The organism is Marinobacter sp. (genome assembly GCF_014859525.1).
In the GTDB taxonomy this organism is placed as follows: Bacteria; Pseudomonadota; Gammaproteobacteria; order Pseudomonadales; family Oleiphilaceae; genus Marinobacter.
The window spans coordinates 1-19,538 of record NZ_JACUUB010000052.1; the positions used below are offsets into that span (position 1 = coordinate 1).

16 protein-coding genes are annotated in these 19,538 nt (G+C 55.4%); 7 read left to right on the forward strand and 9 right to left on the reverse strand.

Annotated features, from left to right (window positions below; genetic code table 11):
* Positions 1-1,019: histidinol-phosphate transaminase (gene hisC, locus IBX51_RS10905; RefSeq protein ID WP_291831258.1), on the forward strand; the 1,019-nt coding region annotated here is incomplete at its 5' end.
* A 222-nt stretch (positions 1,020-1,241) separates the two neighbouring features.
* Positions 1,242-1,985: a Nif3-like dinuclear metal center hexameric protein gene (locus tag IBX51_RS10910; RefSeq protein ID WP_291831259.1), complete on the forward strand. Its 744-nt coding sequence runs from the start codon at positions 1,242-1,244 to the stop codon at positions 1,983-1,985.
* 70 nt (positions 1,986-2,055) lie between these two features.
* On the opposite strand, the gene IBX51_RS10915 is transcribed toward IBX51_RS10910, so the two are convergent.
* Entirely contained in the window at positions 2,056-2,490 is a 435-nt protein-coding gene (locus IBX51_RS10915; protein WP_291831260.1) for a DUF1043 family protein, read from the reverse strand.
* Between the two features lie 236 nt (positions 2,491-2,726).
* Between IBX51_RS10915 and zapE the strand changes: the two genes are divergently transcribed.
* The 5 genes from zapE (at position 2,727) to IBX51_RS10940 (ending at position 11,570) form a co-directional block, all read left to right on the forward strand.
* Complete coding sequence (zapE, locus tag IBX51_RS10920) at positions 2,727-3,824, forward strand: cell division protein ZapE (RefSeq protein ID WP_291831276.1); 1,098 nt, start codon at positions 2,727-2,729, stop codon at positions 3,822-3,824.
* Between the two features lie 102 nt (positions 3,825-3,926).
* Complete coding sequence (locus IBX51_RS10925) at positions 3,927-5,111, forward strand: thiolase family protein (RefSeq protein ID WP_291831261.1); 1,185 nt, start codon at positions 3,927-3,929, stop codon at positions 5,109-5,111.
* Positions 5,112-5,331: 220 nt separating this feature from the next.
* The gene (locus IBX51_RS10930; protein WP_291831263.1) at positions 5,332-7,224 is read left to right on the forward strand and encodes a DUF1302 domain-containing protein; all 1,893 of its coding nucleotides are present in this window, start codon (positions 5,332-5,334) and stop codon (positions 7,222-7,224) included.
* A gap of 33 nt (positions 7,225-7,257) precedes the next feature.
* Positions 7,258-8,619: a DUF1329 domain-containing protein gene (locus IBX51_RS10935; RefSeq protein WP_291831265.1), complete on the forward strand. Its 1,362-nt coding sequence runs from the start codon at positions 7,258-7,260 to the stop codon at positions 8,617-8,619.
* Positions 8,620-8,894: 275 nt separating this feature from the next.
* On the forward strand, positions 8,895-11,570 hold the full coding sequence (locus IBX51_RS10940; RefSeq protein WP_291831266.1) for a LuxR C-terminal-related transcriptional regulator: 2,676 nt from the start codon (positions 8,895-8,897) through the stop codon (positions 11,568-11,570).
* On the opposite strand, the gene IBX51_RS10945 is transcribed toward IBX51_RS10940, so the two are convergent.
* The 8 genes from IBX51_RS10945 to coaE form a co-directional block, all read right to left on the reverse strand.
* A complete protein-coding gene (locus tag IBX51_RS10945) occupies positions 11,571-12,467 on the reverse strand; it encodes an acyltransferase (RefSeq protein WP_291831267.1) in 897 nt (298 codons plus the stop codon).
* A gap of 33 nt (positions 12,468-12,500) precedes the next feature.
* The gene (locus tag IBX51_RS10950) at positions 12,501-13,433 is read right to left on the reverse strand and encodes a glucosaminidase domain-containing protein (RefSeq protein WP_291831268.1); all 933 of its coding nucleotides are present in this window, start codon (positions 13,431-13,433) and stop codon (positions 12,501-12,503) included.
* Between the two features lie 361 nt (positions 13,434-13,794).
* Positions 13,795-14,361, reverse strand: coding sequence for a YfaZ family outer membrane protein (locus IBX51_RS10955; RefSeq protein ID WP_291831269.1), 567 nt, complete (start codon positions 14,359-14,361; stop codon positions 13,795-13,797).
* Positions 14,362-14,489: 128 nt separating this feature from the next.
* Positions 14,490-14,678 (reverse strand): DNA gyrase inhibitor YacG, encoded by a 189-nt coding sequence (gene yacG, locus IBX51_RS10960; protein WP_291831270.1) that lies wholly within the window; start codon positions 14,676-14,678, stop codon positions 14,490-14,492.
* Positions 14,679-14,714: 36 nt separating this feature from the next.
* Positions 14,715-17,066, reverse strand: coding sequence for a response regulator (locus IBX51_RS10965; RefSeq protein ID WP_291831271.1), 2,352 nt, complete (start codon positions 17,064-17,066; stop codon positions 14,715-14,717).
* Positions 17,067-17,109: 43 nt separating this feature from the next.
* Entirely contained in the window at positions 17,110-17,862 is a 753-nt protein-coding gene (gene tsaA, locus IBX51_RS10970) for a tRNA (N6-threonylcarbamoyladenosine(37)-N6)-methyltransferase TrmO (RefSeq protein WP_291831273.1), read from the reverse strand.
* A 1-nt stretch (position 17,863) separates the two neighbouring features.
* Complete coding sequence (locus IBX51_RS10975; protein WP_291831274.1) at positions 17,864-18,925, reverse strand: hypothetical protein; 1,062 nt, start codon at positions 18,923-18,925, stop codon at positions 17,864-17,866.
* 19 nt (positions 18,926-18,944) lie between these two features.
* Positions 18,945-19,538: dephospho-CoA kinase (gene coaE, locus IBX51_RS10980; RefSeq protein ID WP_291831275.1), on the reverse strand; the 594-nt coding region annotated here is incomplete at its 5' end.

The following is a 19,538-nucleotide window of genomic DNA, read 5'->3' on the forward strand; positions in this document are numbered from 1 at the left end:
TGCAGCCTTACGTTCCCGGCGAGCAGCCCAAGATGGCTAACCTGGTAAAACTGAACACCAACGAAAATCCTTTCGGGCCCTCGCCGAAAGTTATCGAAGCCATCCAGTCGGAGCTGAACGATAACCTGCGCTTGTACCCGGACCCTGAGAGCTTGGCGCTGAAACAAGCGATCGCCAACTATTACGGCGTAAAAGCGAAACAGATATTCGTCGGCAACGGCTCAGACGAAGTCCTGGCTCATATCTTCCAGGGGCTTCTGAAGCACGACAAACCGATCCTGTTTCCAGATATCACCTACAGCTTCTACCCGGTGTACTGTGGCCTGTACCAGATTGAAAGCACCGTCATTCCGCTGACCGACAGCTTCGAGATCAACCCGACCGATTACAAACAACCCAACGGCGGCATTATCTTCCCGAACCCCAACGCCCCGACCGGTCGTTATCTCGGGCTCGAGCACGTGGAAGATATTCTGAAGGCTAACCCCGATAGCGTAGTGGTGGTCGATGAGGCCTATGTCGACTTCGGTGGCGAAACCGCGATTACCCTGGTTGATAAATACCCGAACCTTCTGGTCAGCCAGACCCTGTCCAAAGCACGTTCGCTGGCGGGTTTAAGGGCAGGCTTCGCCGTGGGTAACGAAGAGTTGATCGAAGCCCTGAATCGCGTAAAAGACAGCTTCAACTCCTATCCGCTAGACCGTCTCGCCCTGGTGGGCGCCATTGCCGCTTTTGAAGATCGAGAATGGTTTGAAAAAAGCTGTCAGGGCGTCATCAGCGAACGGGAAAGAATGACAGCCGAGTTGGAAAGTCTGGGCTTTGAAGTGCTGCCATCCAAAGCGAACTTCGTCTTCACCCGTCACCCGGAACACGCCGGAGTAGACATTGCGGCTAAACTGAGGGAGCAGGGCGTCATTGTCCGGCATTTCAACAAGCCAAGAATCAGCGACTTTCTGCGAATCACTATCGGAACCGCTGAACAGAACAACGCATTGCTTAACGGACTGAAAAGCCTGTAGGTTTTTCGCAGGCGTCAGATAAGGGTCCGGCTTTCATCAAACGTTTGGAGCGAGAGGTGGGGCAGGCCTCTCGAAAATATCGAAGGCCAAGGATGGCCTGAGAAAAGCGCACATGGATGTGCTCGTAGCGGTTTTCGGGAGGCCTGCCCCGCCTCTTGCCAGCACCAACAGTCAACGCCGGAGCCGGCCAGACACCAGAGCAAGAACCCGCGAGGAGTGACAATGGCAAACCGCAACGACATTCTGAAAAAAATCAACGAGTGGCTAAAGCCAGAAAACTTCCAGGACTACTGCCCAAACGGCCTCCAGGTGGAAGGAAAGTCGGAGATCAATACCATCATCACCGGCGTCACCGCCTCCCAGGCGCTCATCGACGCGGCGATCGAACAGAGCGCCGACATGATCCTTGTCCACCATGGCTACTTCTGGAAAGGTGAAGACCAAACCATCCGGGGCATGAAGAAAAACCGCATCAAACAGCTGCTTGATAACGACATTAACCTCGTCGCCTACCACCTCCCGCTCGACGACCACCCCGACTACGGCAACAACCGCCAACTGGCCGATGTTCTGGGTATCCAGAACCCCCGCCCACTCGGCGGACTGGTCTGGCAAGGCGAGCTGCCGGCAGCCATGACACCTGAGCAATTCAGCCTGCACATCGGCCATTTATTGAATCGTCAACCGTTACATGTGGGGCAGGGTAAAGGTGAGATCAAAACCATCGCCTGGTGCACCGGCGCCGCCCAAGGTTTCATCAACGCCGCGTTGGACGCCGGCGTGGACGCGTACCTCAGCGGTGAAATTTCAGAGCCCACCACCCACACCGCCAGAGAATGCGGCATCCACTACTTTGCGGCGGGGCATCACGCCACGGAGCGGTACGGTGTTCAGGCACTGGGTAAGGCGCTTGCGGAGGAATTCGGGGTGCGTCATGAGTACATCGAGTGCGATAATCCGGTGTGAAATTCGCTTGGGGGTTTTATGAGCCTCCACAAACCTGCCAAAACACCCAGGACTCTCCGTTGCACTAAAATCAGATTGCCCGTTTCTCACCTTTTTTCAGTCCATAATCTTCAGCGAGAGTGCCCTGAGCATTGGGGTCCTCTTTAGGTGCATAATCTCTGGGCGGCTCAGAGGTCTCATCGTTGCCGTGTTCAAGGCGACCTGACGAATCCTGGCCAAGTTCCCCCATCCAGTCCTCATCATTGCAAAGCCGATTCGCCCCGCGCGCCATATGCTGATTTACATCACGGTAAGCATCATTAAACCGCCTCAGTAAATGCGCAGACTCCATAAAATGCTCATTCACCTGCGCCTGATAGCGAGTAAACTCACTGCGCAACTCCTCAATCTGCTGCTCCGCCCGGCGCTGCCTGAGGGTAGATCCCTGGCCAGAACGGCCAAAAAACACCCCGATGACCAGGCCCGCCACCAACGCGACAACTGCCGCCAGAATCAGGTTTGTCATATAAAGTCGTCCTTCAATTGCATGCGAGTGAGCCAATCCTAATTCAACGAGTATAACCCCCCAAGCCGATTGCGCCCATGCCGAAACACTGCGCCAATCGTCGTATTGCCCCAGAAGCCTCGTGGCGTAGCGAAAAAGCGCTGAATAAGCGACAATACCGCGCCGTAAATCCAATACTATTTAATTCCCGGGAAACCCTGATGACTGCAGCCATGTCCTCCGAAACCGTTGCGCACCTGACTCCTTGGCAGCGTTACCAAAAGGACCTTGAACGCCCAGACTTTCACAAGGACCCAGCCCAGGAAGACGCCGTTAAACGCCTTCAGGCACTTTACGACAAACTCATCACTGCTGAAAGTGAGCGTAACAAAAGCCTGATCAAGCTCCGCCGCAAGCTCAAAAAAGGCAAAGAGACGCCTGTCAAAGGGCTGTACTTTTGGGGCGGGGTAGGGCGCGGTAAAACGTACCTGATGGACACCTTCTACGAGGCGCTGCCGTTCGATCGCAAAATGCGAGTGCACTTTCACCGCTTTATGCAACGTGTGCACCATGAGCTCAAGGCCTTGAAGGGTGAGAAAAACCCGCTTGAGATGGTCGCCAAAAAATTTGCGGACGAAGCCCGCGTGATTTGCTTCGATGAATTCTTCGTGTCTGATATAGGCGATGCGATGCTTCTGGCTACCTTGATGGAGGGCCTGTTCGGGCGGGGTGTGACCCTGGTTTGCACGTCCAACATTGTACCCGACGGCCTCTATAAGGACGGTCTCCAGCGCGCTCGCTTTCTGCCGGCGATCGAACTCGTCAAAACTCACACTGACATCGTGAATGTGGATGGCGGGGTAGACTATCGGCTGCGCACCCTGGAGCAGGCAGAACTTTATCATTGCCCGCTGGACGATCAGGCGGATGTCAGTTTGCGCACCAGTTTTGATGCCCTTGCGGTGGAAGCGGGTAAGCATAGCAAAACGATGGAAATCAACGGCCGCAAGATTCCGGCTCAGGCACACGCAGATGACGTGGTCTGGTTTGACTTCAAGGATGTGTGTGACGGTCCGCGCAGTCAGAACGATTACATTGAAATGGCCCGGCAGTTTCACGCCATTATCGTCAGCAACGTACCGATATTGGGCAAGGAGAAAGACGATCAGGCCCGTCGTTTCGTCAATATGATCGATGAGTTTTACGATCGCAACGTAAAAGTCATCATTTCTGCGGCGGCCCCCATTACAGAGCTCTACTCGGGTGGTCGCTTGAGCTTCGAGTTCGAACGCACCGAATCCCGGTTACTGGAAATGCAGTCCCAGGAGTATCTGGAAGCACCCCATAAGCCCTAGGGTCTGTCCCCGAACGGGGACTGACCCTTTTTAGAAACCAACTCCCAAAAAAGGGTCAGTCCCCATTCGGGGACAGACCCTGGCCAACAGAGAGATCACAACATGAGCCAGGAAAACGTAGTTATCGTAAGCGGCGTACGCACCCCGATGGGTGGATTCATGGGCAGTCTCGCCCCGGTGTCAGCCCCGGAACTGGGCGCTATCTGTATTGCTGAAGCCGTCAAGCGCGCTGGCTTGCAGCCGACCGACATTCAGGAAGTGATCATGGGCAACGTCCTGCCCGCCGGTCTCAAACAGGGCCCTGCACGTCAGGCCATGCGCAAGGCGGGTCTGCCAGACAGCACCGGTGCCACGACTATCAACAAGCTGTGCGGCTCGGGCATGAAAGCCACCATGTTTGCCCATGACCTGATCAAAGCCGGCACCAATGACATCATGGTCGCGGGTGGTATGGAAAGCATGTCCAATGCGCCTTACGTGTTGTTGGGTGCCCGTCAGGGTTATCGGATGGGGCCTGGCCAGGCACCGCAAGACCACATGTTCCTGGACGGACTTGAAGACGCCGAAACCGGGCGTTTGATGGGCTCGTTCGCCCAGGAAATGGCTGACAAAAAAGGCTATACCCGTGAAGAGATGGATCAGTACGCGATCACCTCGCTGACCCGGGCGAAAAAAGCGATCGAAGAAGGCTTGTTGAAAGACGAAATCATCCCGGTAACGGTCAAAACCCGCAAGGGTGATGTCGTTGTTGAAGACGACGAGCAGCCCCATAATGCCAATATCGAGAAGATCCCAAGCCTGCGCCCGGCTTTTGCGAAAGACGGCACGGTAACGGCGGCTAACGCATCGTCAATCTCTGACGGCGCTTCTGCACTGGTGCTGATGCGGGAGTCTGAAGCAGCAAAACGTGGCCTGAAGCCGATGGCGCGCATCGTTGCTCACAGCACTCAGTCCCAGCATCCGTCAGAATTTACCTGCGCGCCGGTTGGCGCGATCCAGTCGCTGTTCGAAAAAACCGGCTGGAGCAAAGACGATGTTGATCTGTTCGAAATCAACGAAGCCTTCGCCATGGTCGCCATGATGCCGATCAAAGAGCTTGGCCTGGACCCGGAAAAGGTTAATATCCACGGTGGCGCCTGTGCTCAAGGCCATCCGGTCGGCTCCACTGGCTCACGACTGCTGGTTACTCTGATGCATTCACTGAAGCATTATGGCAAGAAAAAAGGCGTTGCTGCCCTGTGCATCGGTGGTGGCGAAGCCACGGCTATGGCTATCGAATTACTGTAATTGAGTCGAAGTGGTTGCACTCCCAAATCTTGTCTATAGTGAGGGAGTGCGAAATCACGGCGGGATGGAGAGTGACAGCAAAATCATACTTTTGACTGATCAAAGCCCCCAATGGCCTTAGCTATAGTGCAAGCATCACGGCACTGTATGCACAGCCGCCAAGACACCAAAATCAGAACAACCGAGCAGCGACTCAGAACAACAACGGAGTAGGCTTCCAATGACAAGAAAAACACAACCGTGGCAGCGCTGGACCAAGTTACCGCTTGCCGTCGCTATAGCCGCCGGTGTATCGGCTCCAGCTTATGCGATTTCCTTCAATATTGGTGACGTTGACGCGCAGTTCAATACTACGCTGTCTGCTGGCGTGGGTTTGAGAACCCAAAACCAGGACAGACGCCTGATCGGTCAGGGCAACCTTGGCCCTGAGTATGCTCCCGGCGGGAGTCTTGCCAACATTGGTGCTTCTACCAATAACTACGACGACGGTAACCTTAATTTCGACAAGGGCGATTTCTATTCCCGAAACGTGAAAGGCAACAGTGAACTGTTTCTTGACTACGCGGTTGACAGTGACGTCCTCACACGAGTAGGTGGTCTTGTTCGTGGTCGGTATTGGTATGATTTCGAGCTGAAAGATAGCAACCGAGCGACTGATGATGTGGGGCAACGTCGCGAACTAAACAGTAAGGCGAAAGGGAATGCGTCCGGTGGTGAGATTCTGGATGCCTATATTTTCACCGACTGGTATGTAGGTAACACTCCGATCAGTGCTCGTTACGGCAAACAGGTCGTCAGCTGGGGTGAAAGCACCTTCATCCAGGGCGGCATCAATGTCATTAACCCGATCGACGTGCCTGCTTTCCGAGCTCCAGGTTCCGAGCTGAAAGATGCTTTGTTGCCGGTCGAAATGTTCTATGTGTCTGCTGGTCTCACCGATACCATTACGGTAGAAGCGTTTGTTCAGGCAGACTGGGAGCCGGTTCGCCCTGATGATTGCGGCACCTTCTTCTCAACTAACGATTTTGCTGCTGACGGCTGCGGCCCGGTATTGCTTGCCGGCCAGTTACCGGATTCACAGGCTTTGGCGCAGGGCTTTGTCGCGCCCCGCTTAGCTGATAAAGAGGCCGATTCCAAAGATCAGTTCGGTGTTGCTTTCCGTTGGTACGTGCCTGCGCTGAACGATTCTGAATTCGGGTTTTATTACATCAAATATAACAGTCGTCTGCCGTATGTTAGCGGGCTGGTGAATAATCCAGCATCACCAGCGAATGGTCAGGTGAACGATCCAGCTTTGCCTGCATCTACCTTCCCGAGCTACTTTATCGAGTATCCCGAGAACATTAATCTATACGGTATCAGTGTCAACACCACCACTCCGGGTGGCTGGTCTTTGGGAGCGGAGTATAGCTTCCGTGATAACGTACCGTTGCAGTGGAACGCGTTTGAATTGATCTTTGGCGGTCTGCAACAGCGCGGTCCTAATGGCGAGGTCCTGAGTGGTCTGGAGCGTCAGCGTCTGGCGGAGAGCAATAATGGCAACCTTGCGGGTAAGCCAGTTGAAGGTTATGACCGGTTCAAGGTGTCTCAGGCCCAGTTCACTCTTATCAAGTTCTTCGATCAGGTGATGGGTGCTAGCCGTCTGTCTTTGATTACCGAATTTGGCGCAACTTATGTGCATGATCTGCCAGATAAATCGGAGGCTCGATACGGTCGGTCTGGTACCTTTGGTATCGGTTCTCTCCCGCTTGATTCTGGTGCGGACCTCTGTACGCTTGGTGCAAATATAAATACCAATTATTGTAACAACGAAGGCTTTACCACGTCCTTCTCTTGGGGCTACCGTTCCCGCCTGATTTGGGATTACTCCAACGTATTCGCGGGTATCAACCTGGCGCCGCAGATTGCATGGAGCCATGACGTGAAAGGTTATGCACCTCAGCCGGGTGGGGCCTTCAACGAGGGCAACAAAGCCATTGGCCTGTCTCTGCAAGCGGTTTACCAGAACAGAATCACCGGCGACATCGGCTACACAAACTTTTTCGGTGGCAAACCGTATAACGAGTTGACCGACCGTGATTTCGTGAGTGCAAGCGTTTCTTACTCCTTCTGATACGGACAGAATTCGTTCAACGAGGTAACTTAAATGAAATTGAACAAGAAATTACTGGCAACCGGCGTTTTGGCCGCAAGCCTTTTTGCCGGCCAGGCCTGGGGTGCGGTTTCTGCAGAAGAAGCGGCCAAGCTTGGTAACTCACTGACACCCGTGGGTGCAGAGCGCGCGGGCAACGGTGGCGCTATCCCTGAGTGGACGGGTGGCATGACAACCCCGCCAGCTGGCTACAGAGGTGACGGGATTTATGTGAATCCTTTCCCGGATGAGCAGCCAAAATTTGTTATTGACCAGAGTAACGTTGCAGAGTACGAGGATAATTTGTCACCAGGTCAGGTGGCGATGATCCGTCAGTATTCAACCTTCAAGATTCCGGTCTATCCGACGCACCGTACCGCAGTCTATCCACAAGACATCATGGATGAGACGATCAAGAACGCGACCAAAGCTGAATTGATTCAGGGCGGAAACGGTATCGGTAATTACGATAACGCCACCCCGTTCCCGATTCCACAGAATGGTCTTGAGGCGATCTGGAACCACGTCACCCGTTACCGTGGTGGCTCCGTGCAGCGGAACGTTGGCCAGGTAACGCCTACTACCAATGGGGCATACTCTGTCGTCAAGTTCCAGGATGAACTGACCTGGAACCGTTATCTGTCGGATTATAGTCCTGGCCAGGATGACAACGTACTGTTCTATTTCAAGCAGGCCATTACCGCGCCGGCTCGACTGGCTGGCAACGTATTGCTGGTTCATGAAACTCTGGACCAGGTGGCGGAACCACGTCGTGCGTGGATTTACAACGCCGGTCAGCGCCGGGTTCGTCGTGCGCCTCAGGTAGCTTATGACGGACCGGGCACAGCGTCAGACGGAATGCGGACCTCTGATAACTTCGATATGTTTAACGGTGCACCGGACCGTTACAACTGGGAATTGATCGGTAAGAAAGAGATGTATATTCCGTACAACTCCTACCAGCTGGTTGATCGCAGCCTGAGCTACGACGATATTATTAGAGCAGGTCACATCAACCAGGATCTGACCCGGTATGAGCTGCACAGGGTATGGCATGTGCGTGCAACCTTGAAAAGCGGCGAGCGCCATGTCTATGCCCAGCGTGACTTCTACATTGATGAAGACACCTGGCAGGCAGCTGTGATTGATCATTACGATGGTCGTGGTGAGCTTTGGCGTGTCGCGGAAGCTCATTCCATGCAGTTCTACGATCAAGACGTGCCTTGGTACGCCATCGAAACTCTGTACGACTTGCTTTCAGGTCGATACCTGGCCCTCGGCCTGACCAATGAAGAAAGCAATCCATACAGCTTTGGTGTATCCCGTCAGTCCCGGGACTACACTCCCGCTGCTCTGCGTCGTGCCGGCACCCGGTAACGAACGAGCTGTGTCAATAAAAAAGGCGGCCCTCCTGGGGGCCGCCTTTTTTTGTTGGATATAACCCCTATCGCCCGCGCTGAAAATCCGCCACTGACAAACCTTTTACACGTCAAAGTTTTGCAGCTCACCCCATCTTTGGTTTAACCTTCCGGTAAACGACTCATACTAAAGGCGTACCCAAAGCAGGACGCCAAGCAAGAATCCGTGAAAAGATGCATCTTTTTACACCGGGCAGCGTTGCAGGATAGATCCGGTTTCAAATGGGGCAGTGCGTGAAATCTTATAATGATAGCTGTGCAGCCAACGACGAGTTTCAGACCGCTAATAACGGGCTCCCACATGGTGAGCTGGTGCGTGACTTGCTGGAACAACGGCTTCAAATGCCGGCCATTCCGACAGACCGGCTTATCCGGCCTGAGCTTGACCAACACATCCTGAGCACGCTGGCGCCGAGAAAACTTCTGTTTCTTGAGGCCCCCAGCGGCTATGGGAAAACGCTGTCGTTACTCAGTGCGCTGTCCTTGGCCGCCGAGAGCCGCGTTCGCTGGGTAGCGCTGAGCGCCGGCGATAACGCGCCATCACGATTCCTGTCGTTGCTTGAAACTGCGCTGGGTCTGACGGACGTTACTCCCCCGAACGGCGGTACGTTTGAAGATCACCTATCGGTGTTGCTGGTTACCAGGGCCCGCAGATCATCTGCACAACACGACATACTGGTGCTGGATAACCTGCACCACCTGAGCAACCCCGCCGTGGTCGGGCTTTTGCATCAACTCACCTCACACCTGCCAGAGAACCTGACCGTGGTTATGGCGTCTCGCCTGCCATTACCGTTCGAGTGCCATACCCTGGAGTTGAACGGCTGCTACCACTCAATAGGTCCGGAGCAATTAGAGTTTACCCGCTCTGAAACGTTTGAGTTCTTTCAGCAGGTCCGCTCTGAAAGCGTAATCACCAGTATTTCTATTGACCATCTTTACAATCTGACCGAAGGCTGGGCGACGCCATTGGCCCTTTATCGCCGGGAGTTGGTGCATGGCGATGAGAAAAGGCCCCTGCATGAGACACCCTCGGTAGAGCGATTTTTGAAGGACTCGATTTTGGCCCGGCTGGCGCTGGCCCAGGTTAAAAGCCTGCGGGTAATGGCCGAGCTTGAGAGCTGCTCTGATGAGCTGTTTTTGGCATTGGAGGGTACGGTTTCGGAGCAGGGGATGGTGCCGTCTGCGGCTGCCGAGCGTGGTTTGCCGCTCAAAAAAGTGCCCGGTCGTGGCCGTTGGTACCGTTTGAACCCTCTTCTGAGGGCCTGGCTTCAATCGCCTGTCATGGCGGGATACGCCACCCGAATGCTCATGGCGAGTCGCTGGTTCAGTCAACGTGCGCAGTTCCCTGAAGCGTTGAAGCATGCGCTGTTGTCTGGAGACAACGATGAGGTGATCCGCATCGCGTCTGAGGGCACAGAGGCACTGTTGCTGGGCCAGGATACTGCGTCTTTGCTTACGTTGCGTAAAAGCCTGCCAGCCCCGTTACTGGAGCGCAGCGCACGCTTGCGCATTGTCTACGGGTGGGTTCATGCCATTGGTGGTCAGTTCCGCCAGGCTCGCGAACTGATTGAGACGTTTAGCCCGACCGATTGGCAGGAGCAGGAGGCTCGAATATACGCCTTGAAAGCGTTTATCCTGCGCGGTGAAGGGTTTGTAGAGCCGGCACTTGAAATGGCCAACAAAGCGCTCGCAGGTGGGGCTTTGTCAACACAGGCGCAACTGGTTACCCAGATCGTCAGAGCCAGCGCCCTGTGCGCGGCCGGGTACTTCCAGGAGGCGCGGGACGCAAACCGCATAGCCGCCAAGTTGGCGCGAGAAGCCGGTGACTCCGGTTCGGAGGCCCTGGCCGTCTATGCACATGCCAGAATTGAGCTGGGCAAAGGTGCCCTTGGCCATGCGGAGCAACTGCTTCGAACAGGCCTCGATACGGCCATGCAGGAACTTAGCCGGCCGGCACGGATTGGTGAAACCCGGTTGCAACTAAATCTGGTTCTGGTGCTCTGGCACAAAGGCCGATTGAAAGAGGCTGACCGGTTGTTGGTCAGCTGTATGCGCCATGCAGAACAAACCCGGGATCTTGGTTTGTTGCTGGCAATGGCACTGCGGGTGCTGATGTGCCGGGCTCAAGGCCGTATGGACGATGCTTTCGTCTGGATTGGTCGGGCAGAACGCACCATGCAGGCTTGGCAAGTTGATGAGTCACTCTATCTACCGGTTCTGGAGGCGCTCAAAGCCAGCTGCTGGCTGGCTTGTGAGCAGCCCGAGAGCGCGAGTCAGGCCTTGAAGAAGTTAGCGCCATATCGCCTGGAAGGGTGTGTGCCAGAATTGTTCCCGATGATCCCCGGCTTGCTGGATTGCCTGCAGGTACGAATTGATATGTTCAACGGCGATCACGTGCGGGCTCGGGAGCATTTGTCAGACGTTTACCGCCGTTACGCCGAGGCGCTTCCGTGGGGACTGCAGTTGCATGCCGGACTGCTGGATGCCGTCTTACAAACAGAAGAGAAAGGCCTGGCTGCCGGCAGACGCCAGCTGGAAAGTGTGATCAGAGACGCGGCGAAAGAGCATTTCATTAGCCCGTTTGCTGAGCTGATGCATGAACTCCGGCCGTTGATGGAAAAAAGCTTCCGGGGCCTGGAGCCGTGCGCCTTCACAAAAGCCCTTGGGGAGTTGTTCGGCATAGAGAGCCATAAAGCCCCCTTAGAGACGCTGGCCGAGCCCATCAGCGAGCGCGAGCAGGGGGTTCTTGAGTTGATTGCCAAAGGACTGTCGAATCAGGAAATCGGCGACAAGTTGCACATTTCTCTGCATACCGTGAAAACCCATGCGCGCAGAATCAATGCAAAACTGGAAGTGAAATCGCGAACCCAGGCCATTGTCCGGGCCCGCGAGCTGGGCCTGTTGTAATCAGGCCCCGGCTTTCAATGCTTCAATCCGGGCATCTTTCTCAGCCCAGATGCCACTGATCCAGCGCTGAAAATCGGCCCGTAGTTCGCGATTGCCTTCGTAATCCATTCCCAGAAACCGCTCGGGAACCTCGTGCGTGCGGACGTCTATAATAATTTTGCCTACCCGGCCGCACATATAATCCCAGATGCCAGGCGTGCCATTCGGGTAGACAATGGTCACATCCAGCATGGTGTGAATCATGTCTCCCATAGCGCCAAAGACGAACGCGGTGCCTCCGGCCTTGGGCTTAAGCAGATTTTTATAGGGCGAGTTCTGCCGTTTATGCTTTACCGGGGTAAAGCGAGTGCCTTCCATGAAGTTGAAAATCGTGACCGGGGTGTAGCGGAATTTTTCGCAAGCAGCCCGGGTTGCCTCTGTATCTTTGCCTTTGAGTTCCGGTCGCTTGGCAATCTGTTCTTTGGTATGTCGATGCATGAATGGAAAATCCAGGGCCCACCAGGCAATGCCGAGCAGCGGTACCCAGATCAGCTCTTTCTTGAGGAAAAATTTCAGCAGCGGAATCTTACCGTTCAGAACGAATTGAATTGCCGGTATGTCGCTCCAGCTCTGGTGATTACAGGTTACGAAGTACCAGTGTTTCTTGCTTAGTGACTGCACCCCGCGAACGTCCCATTCCACGTTGTGGAAGATCTTCATCAGGGTGTTGTTATAGCCAATCCAATAGCGGGCGATACCATTGACCACCACGGTGCAACCTTTGCGAAGGAATGCGATCGGGACGATGAGCTTGATGATCGCAAACAGCAGCAAAAACGGAAGAAAAACAACAGTATTCAGCAAGATAAGCAGAACTACCAGAGCGCCTTTCAGTGGCGAGGGCAGAAAATCGAGCATGGGTCATAATCTCATTCTGTTCAGGTTTCAGGCCTAGCCTTCAAACGGGCTGACGATACTGCCCTCGGCACCGGGCAACAGCGATGTGTCTTCGGCAGCGGAGGCGAGCTGTTCAAAGTGGGCCGCTGAGCGGTCCCCCAGAAGTGCGCGGAATTTGCGATCATAGAACGCCAGATTGTTATACCGGATCATGGAACGAATCTCTTTTATATAGTCCTCGCCCCGTTCGGAATAGCCAAGCAGGCCTTCTGCCAATTCGATGCCAGACAGGGGCTTGTCGGCCTCGCGATTCTGCTGCCGGATATCACGGACCAGCTGGTACGTAGGGTGCCGGTTGAGGTTCTGGATATAGGAGCGAACAGACTGGTAAGGCGATGAAAACTTGGCAACCTCATGGGAAGCACCGTCTGCTCGGCTGAGCGGAACCAGCCCACAGCCTCTACTGAAACACCACTGGCCAAACAGGTTGTTGCCTTCGATGGCAAACCGGGAGGTGCCCCAGGCTGATTCGTTGGCAGCCTGTGCCAGAATCAGAGACGGCGGAATCGCATCAAGGCGTTTTCGCAACAGAGCGAACTGGGCTTCGCTTCCGGTTTCAGCCTCAACACGAAGCCTCTGAGACTGATCAGACAACCACTTCAACTCTCGATCAGAGAGGGATGCTTTGGTGGTCAGAGATTCCAGATACTCGCGCTCAAGCAGAATGCGAGAGTTTGCCAGCACAATGCGTGGATACAGAAACGAAAAAAACGCCACCTTGCGCTCGGTGGTGTCGCTGTAGCCCGAGAAGTCCGGCAAACCTTCATGGGCCCAGGCCGGCAAGCGGGGAAGCGACGCCAGCATGACCTCACCGTTATCATCAGTGGCATCTGTGCGGTCTGAATTTTCGGGCACATGCCAAGCGCCGCCGGCAGCAAACAGAATCAACGGAACACACAGCATCAGCGCCCGGTTAACTGCAGTCATAAAACCTCTCGTCTCTTGGGATATGTCTGGCGATATGGCATGAATTATAACAGGTTATACGAACGCATCCTGATCATTGGTTTGGTCAGCTTTGGTCTGGAATGACCGTGGCCATCAACAGACCGGTTTGGCACTCCGGCCTGTCCCATGTACGGGTGGCCAAACGGATTGCTGTGGTCGGTCTCTAACAGACTCAGGCGACAAGGCAGGCGAGCATGTGTCTCAAGCCAGACAATCCGATTGATAAAGATCCGGCAAGCCTAGCAGTAATAAAGCGGGTAGAGCGTGAGGAAAAGCACGATTCGGTTACCCGGCGCTGATTGGGCACCAGATAACCGAATCGGTTGAGCAGGAAGACCGATCAGAAGAAAATTTTCAGACCGGCAAGCAAGCCTTCATCCAGATTGATATCTGGTGATCCGGCAAAATCCAGCTCGGTGTTGATGTAACGGTAACCGGCAAAGACTTCGGCGTTGCGGATAACCCGATAGCTGGCACGTAGCTCCAGACTGGTCAGGTCGTCTGAGTCACCGAACGAGAGAATGGTGGGCGCGTAATGCAGGCTGCCACTAAAAGACAAGCCGGGTACATCGGGGATGTTGACGATGGCAAAGCCACCCAGGCCAACGGCACCGCCATCCACGTTCCTGCGGTTGTCATCGTAGAACAAGCCGCGCATACCAACACCGGCGGTTGTTGGCAGGTTGCCGATAGAGGTGCGGCCCTGGGCGTGAAAATCGATGTTGCCGATGTGCCGCTTACTTTCGCGGTAGGTATAGCCAGCGCCCAACTGAAGATCGTTCTGAGCACTGAAAAAGTTGACCTGGCCTTTCACGGAGTTGTTGGTCAGGCTCAGGTCCAGATCGCTGGCAAACGCCGGGGCGGCGGCCATCGACAGTGCTAACGCAGAGATACGGTATGCTTTCATGATGACACCTTTATTGCTGTCGTTACGGTTGATCGGGATGGTAACGATCTGCCAACCGCATCACAACTTAAATGCCCGTAAGTCGTCGGAAAGATGAGACGTTGACGCGTGTAAAAATCGTCAGAGGCTCAGTGCTGGGTGGTTTCACCGCCCTGATCCAGGTCATCGGGAGACACATTCTCCGCAGGTACCCGGTATTCCTCGTTGGCCCAGGCGCCCAGGTCGATCAGTTTGCATCGCTCGGAACAAAACGGTCGCCACGGGCTGGCATCGGTCCATTCAACGGTTTTTTTGCAGGTGGGGCATTCAACATTCATATCACAAGGTCCGGGCTGAGAGTGTCACGCTGCTGATCAGGTGGCAGCGGCCGGGCAGTATTGTTCCAGTACCGCCCGCAGCATTTCAAGGTTGACAGGTTTGGCGACAAAGGCATCCATACCCGCTGCCCGGCAACGTTCCTCATCCTCTTCCATGGCGCTGGCGGTTAGTGCCACCACGGGCACCCGGGCCCGATAGTTGTCTTCTTCCCAGTCTCGCAATCGCCGGGTAGCCTCAAAGCCATCCATTCTGGGCATCACGCAATCCATAAAAATCAGGTCAAACTGGTGCCACTGCCAGAGTGCAGACGCCGCTTGGCCATCGTTTGCTGTCATCACTTCGCAGCCAAGTTTTTCCAGTAGCTTGCGGGTAAGCGTGCGGTTGACCGGGTTGTCTTCCACCAGTAAAACCCGCATTCGGCCGCAGGGGGTACCCCGCTGGTTAACCGAGACATCGGTAATGGCCTGCAGCGAGAATCGGGTCAGGAATCGGCGTTCCTGCTTCTCAACGTCGAGGAATAACTGGTTCAGAATGGGGATCAGGTAAGATTCCCGCAGGGATTTACTCAAAAACGCATCTGCGCCAGCCTGCCGAAAGTGCTCTGCATCTCCCCGTTGAGGATTGGAGGAAAGGATCAATAGCCGCATTCCTGCCCATTGCGGGTTGCTGCGAATTTGCCGGCACAGCAAATCGCAGTCCATGTCTGGAACAAAGCCGTCAAGAATAATGGCATGGTAAGGGTCGCCAGCATCAAACGCCTGGCGCAGAGTGGTCAACGCCTCCCCGGCGGCCTTCACGGCCTCGATCTGAACATCATAACGGGACAGCATTTCCAGCGTAATCTTTCGGGAGAGCTCGTAAGAATCCACCACCAGGATTTTGCGGCCCCGCACCTTGCGGGAGTCTGGTCGCACTCGGGTTGAACCGTCACCCGCTTCTTGCAGGTGTAACTCAACCCAAAACGTCGAGCCCTCGCCGGGCCGGCTTTCTACGTCGAGGGAGCCGCCCATCAGATCGATCAACTGGCGGCAGATGGTCAGGCCCAGTCCGGCGCCGGGGAGCTGGCGCTGGAATCGCTGGCCCAGCTGCACGTAGGGTTCGTACACCAGCGGGATGTCTTCAGGATTGATGCCTATGCCAGTATCCTCAACCGCAAGCCGCAAACGCACCTTGCCCTCTTTACGGCCCAGCACCTCTATGCTGATCAGCACGTGGCCAGAATCGGTAAACTTGATGGCGTTGGACAACAGGTTCAGCAACACCTGACGAAGACGTATGGGATCGCCGACCATGGCCCAGGGCAGGTTCTCGTCAACCCGCATTTCCAGCGCAAGGCCTTTTTCCCGGGCCCGCGAGCCCAGCATGTGAATCAGATCGTTCAGGGTTTCCCGAAGGTCAAAGGGAATGGACTCCAGTTCCAGCTTGCCGGCTTCCATGCTCGATATGTCGAGGAGGTCATTGATAATGGCTGACAAGCTTTCAGAGGCATTCAGCAGGGTGTGCACGTAATCCCGCTGTTCCTGATCCAGCGGGGTGTCGGTGAGCAGGTTGGCGTAACCCAGAACCGATTGCAGCGGGATGCGAAGCTCATGGCTGACGTTGGCCAGGAACTGGTTTTTGGCATGATTGGCGCGAACGGCTTCATCCCGCTCATCCTGGCTCTCAAGAGTGGTCTGGCGCAAGGAGCGGGTGTCTTCAAGAATCTGCAGGCGCATTTTGTTCAGGGCCTGCTCAAGCTCAGACAGCTCGTCTGGCCTGCGGGGGGGCTTGCGTCGCAGCTGCAGAGGATCAACAAGAGCGTCCAGGTTGAGCTTGGCGGCGTAATCGGCCATGGTCTCCAGATGCCGTGATAGCGCGATTCGCACAATCAGCAGCAGGCCCAGAGTGCCCAACATCACCACGATTGATTGAAACAGCAGGTTCAGAATCGCCTGATCAAAAATATCGTCATACACTTTCTCTACCGACGACACCACCGTCAGCTCGCCTACCCGTTGGGGCTGGTCAAAGGATGAGCGGTTGAATTCAATAGGGAAGGACTGGGAAATGATCCGGCCATCCGGGAAGTCGCCGGTGCTGAACTCCTCGCCGGTAGTGGTGATAACCCGGGCATATTGGACAGAAGGCATGGCGCGCATATCATCGAGGCTGTTGGCAACCTCGCTGAAATTCATGACCCAAAGATTGGTGCCCATGCCGCCGGATATAAGCTCAGCGGCGCGCTCCTGGCTGGATTGTAGCTCAGACTTCTGACGCTCGAACTCGCCAATCATCTGAACACCGGTCGCCACCAGAGACAAGATCAGGCTGTAAAGCAGTACCCACCCCAGCAGGCGAAGGGCCAGTGGGCGAACACCCAAGCGCTTTAGAAACCGGTTTGAAGGCAAGGCACAAATTCCCTGTGTCGACTACAAAATCACCAGCAGCAGTTTAACAGACGGAAATCACTTCCACACGTATCTTTGAATCATCATTCACAAAACGAAAACGCACATTCAGATCGTACAAATTGGCACCGTAAACGCGCTCCTCCTCATCCCGTCCGCGGCGAAATGACGGCCGTGGGTCAAAGCCTACGACATCGTTAATGAGGGCTCGCACATCCGGGTAATCCTCATCACAAAGTGCCGCCAGTTCTGCCTCCGCCTGAGGGCAGAAAACAACGTTGGCTCGCTCGGTGGGTGCCGAGTCTGCCCAGCCCAGCGACGCCTCCGGCACCGAATCTGCAAATGGCAAATAAGGTTTGATGTCGAGAATGGGGGTGCCTTCAATCAGGTCGTGGTCGCCAATGCGCAGCACCAATTGCCCGCCTTTACGCACCAGCCCTTCGTTCCTGACCACCGATAACCCCAGGCTGTTCGGCCTGAACGGGGACCGGCTGGCAAATACTCCGATTTTTTTGTTGCCGCCCAGGCGCGGGGGCCGGACAACCGGGCGCCATTCGGCCCGGACCGCCTCGTGAAACTGAAACGTTAGCCACAGATGACTGGCGGTTTCCAGCCCCCGGAAAGCATCCTCCCGGTCATAGGGGCTCTGAATCACCAGCTCCGCGTGGGCATGGCGGGTCAAGCCGGGTTGCCGGGGCACCCCGAACTTGTCCTTGAAGCAGGAGCGGGTGATCGCAATCGGGGTGAGGGTGAGCGCCTCAACGGCCGGCCTGGATTTATGGCGTGGTCTGGTCATGTCAGTATCGGTTGATGGTTCCGGAGAAGTACATTTCGATGCGCAAAATCACCGAAGCCTGGTCCTTGAAGCTCTCTTCCCGGGGGAACTCCAGCGCCGGAATCATCTCGGCGTATAACCAGTCCTCGTATAAGCGATAGCGCCAGGTCATATCTACAAAGTAAGACGTTGATCGCCAGGACGGTTGGCTTTCGCCCAGTGCAGCAAGCCTGGGTGTAACGGTCGAACGGTTGTTCAGGCGTTTGTTGACGCTGAAGATCTGGGCCAGTTCAAATTTACGATCAGAATGCACCCACTCCAGCTCGGATGACGTGTAAAAGTGCCAGCCATGGTTCAGGGGGCGGTTCGCGCCAACCCATGAGCGCGCGCCCCAGCCACGAGTATGATAATAGAACAAGCGTTGCTGTACGTTCAGCGCCCAGGTCTCGTCCAGTTGCCAGCCCTTGCGTGCGGTGGTGCGCACAAACACTTCGGGTGGCAGCCTCAGCCGCCCGCCGATATCCGTCGACAGGTTGATCGCATCACCTACCTGTGAAAGTAATCGCAGCGCGCCCGTGGTCTCGGTGTCTGTGCGGTTGGGCTCGGTTAACCTGCGATCCCGCTCCCGCTCGCCCAGCGGAATTAACTCATCGCTCTCGCTTTCAATCACCAGACGAAGCTTTTCTTGTGTGGTGGGTACATCCAGCCGGAACCGAAGTTCGGGCTTGAACTGGGCGAGATTGCTGTACTCTGATTCGGCCGCGAAACCCAACCTGAGAAAGCTCTCGTTGTTTGGTAAAGCGTGGGTTGAGCCAGACAGCGTGCGGTCGGCCCAGGCACCAAACGTCTGAACCCTTGGGCCGTGAATGCGCTCCTGGTGGATCACCCAATTACTGAAGCTGATCCACCAGGAGTCGACGGGTTCGGCCCAGTAATCATCAGGCTCAAAGGTGTAAAAAGAATAGGGCAGGGCAGATGGGGAGAGTGCGTCAGCAATGGCAGGGTCGCTGACCGTGAACACCGGCTCTGCCGAGTAGCTGTAGGAAGAAACCAGTAGCGCAAGCGTAAATGACGGGCCAGCCAAGCGTGCCAGCCAAGGCTCCCTAGCGGAACTCAAACAGGAACCGATTATGCAACTCACAAACCTGACGCTCCACATTCGCTAACGGGCGATTATTGTCAATACACGCGTCCGCCCTTGAGCGTCGCTCTTCCCTGGCCATTTGCGCAGCCATAATACGTTCCACCTGCGCCCGGGTATTATCGTCCCGAGCCATGGTGCGTTCAACCTGAATCTCTTCTGGCACATCCACCACAACCACACGTTCCACCAACGCTTTCTGGTCGGTCTCTAACAGCAGCGGCGACACCAACAACACATAGGGCAGGGCATAGTCGCTGCCTGCCTGCTCAGCCGAAAGCTGACGAATCAATTCTTGCCGAATCACCGGATGCAACAGCCCCTCAAGCCAGGTTCGCTCCGCCGGATCCTCAAACACCCGCTGCCGCAATGCCGCTCGATCAAGCCCGCCATCCGGCAACAAAATATCGTCCCCAAAATGCGCCGCAATGGCCGCCAAAGCAGACGTGCCCGGCTCAACCACCTCCCGAGCCACATCATCCGCATCCACCCAATGCACACCCAAATCCCCAAAAATGCGCACCACCGTAGACTTCCCAGACCCAATCCCGCCAGT

What these genes read in the sequence shown, in the direction of transcription:
- IBX51_RS10925 (WP_291831261.1), top strand. Translation starts at nt 3,927, where the DNA reads ATGAGCCAGGAAAACGTAGTTATCGTAAGCGGCGTACGCACCCCGATG.
- IBX51_RS10915 (WP_291831260.1), bottom strand. Translation starts at nt 2,490, where the DNA reads ATGACAAACCTGATTCTGGCGGCAGTTGTCGCGTTGGTGGCGGGCCTG.
- tsaA (WP_291831273.1), bottom strand. Translation starts at nt 17,862, where the DNA reads ATGACCAGACCACGCCATAAATCCAGGCCGGCCGTTGAGGCGCTCACC.
- IBX51_RS10950 (WP_291831268.1), bottom strand. Translation starts at nt 13,433, where the DNA reads ATGACTGCAGTTAACCGGGCGCTGATGCTGTGTGTTCCGTTGATTCTG.
- IBX51_RS10930 (WP_291831263.1), top strand. Translation starts at nt 5,332, where the DNA reads ATGACAAGAAAAACACAACCGTGGCAGCGCTGGACCAAGTTACCGCTT.
- IBX51_RS10945 (WP_291831267.1), bottom strand. Translation starts at nt 12,467, where the DNA reads ATGCTCGATTTTCTGCCCTCGCCACTGAAAGGCGCTCTGGTAGTTCTG.
- IBX51_RS10955 (WP_291831269.1), bottom strand. Translation starts at nt 14,361, where the DNA reads ATGAAAGCATACCGTATCTCTGCGTTAGCACTGTCGATGGCCGCCGCC.
- IBX51_RS10910 (WP_291831259.1), top strand. Translation starts at nt 1,242, where the DNA reads ATGGCAAACCGCAACGACATTCTGAAAAAAATCAACGAGTGGCTAAAG.
- yacG (WP_291831270.1), bottom strand. Translation starts at nt 14,678, where the DNA reads ATGAATGTTGAATGCCCCACCTGCAAAAAAACCGTTGAATGGACCGAT.
- IBX51_RS10935 (WP_291831265.1), top strand. Translation starts at nt 7,258, where the DNA reads ATGAAATTGAACAAGAAATTACTGGCAACCGGCGTTTTGGCCGCAAGC.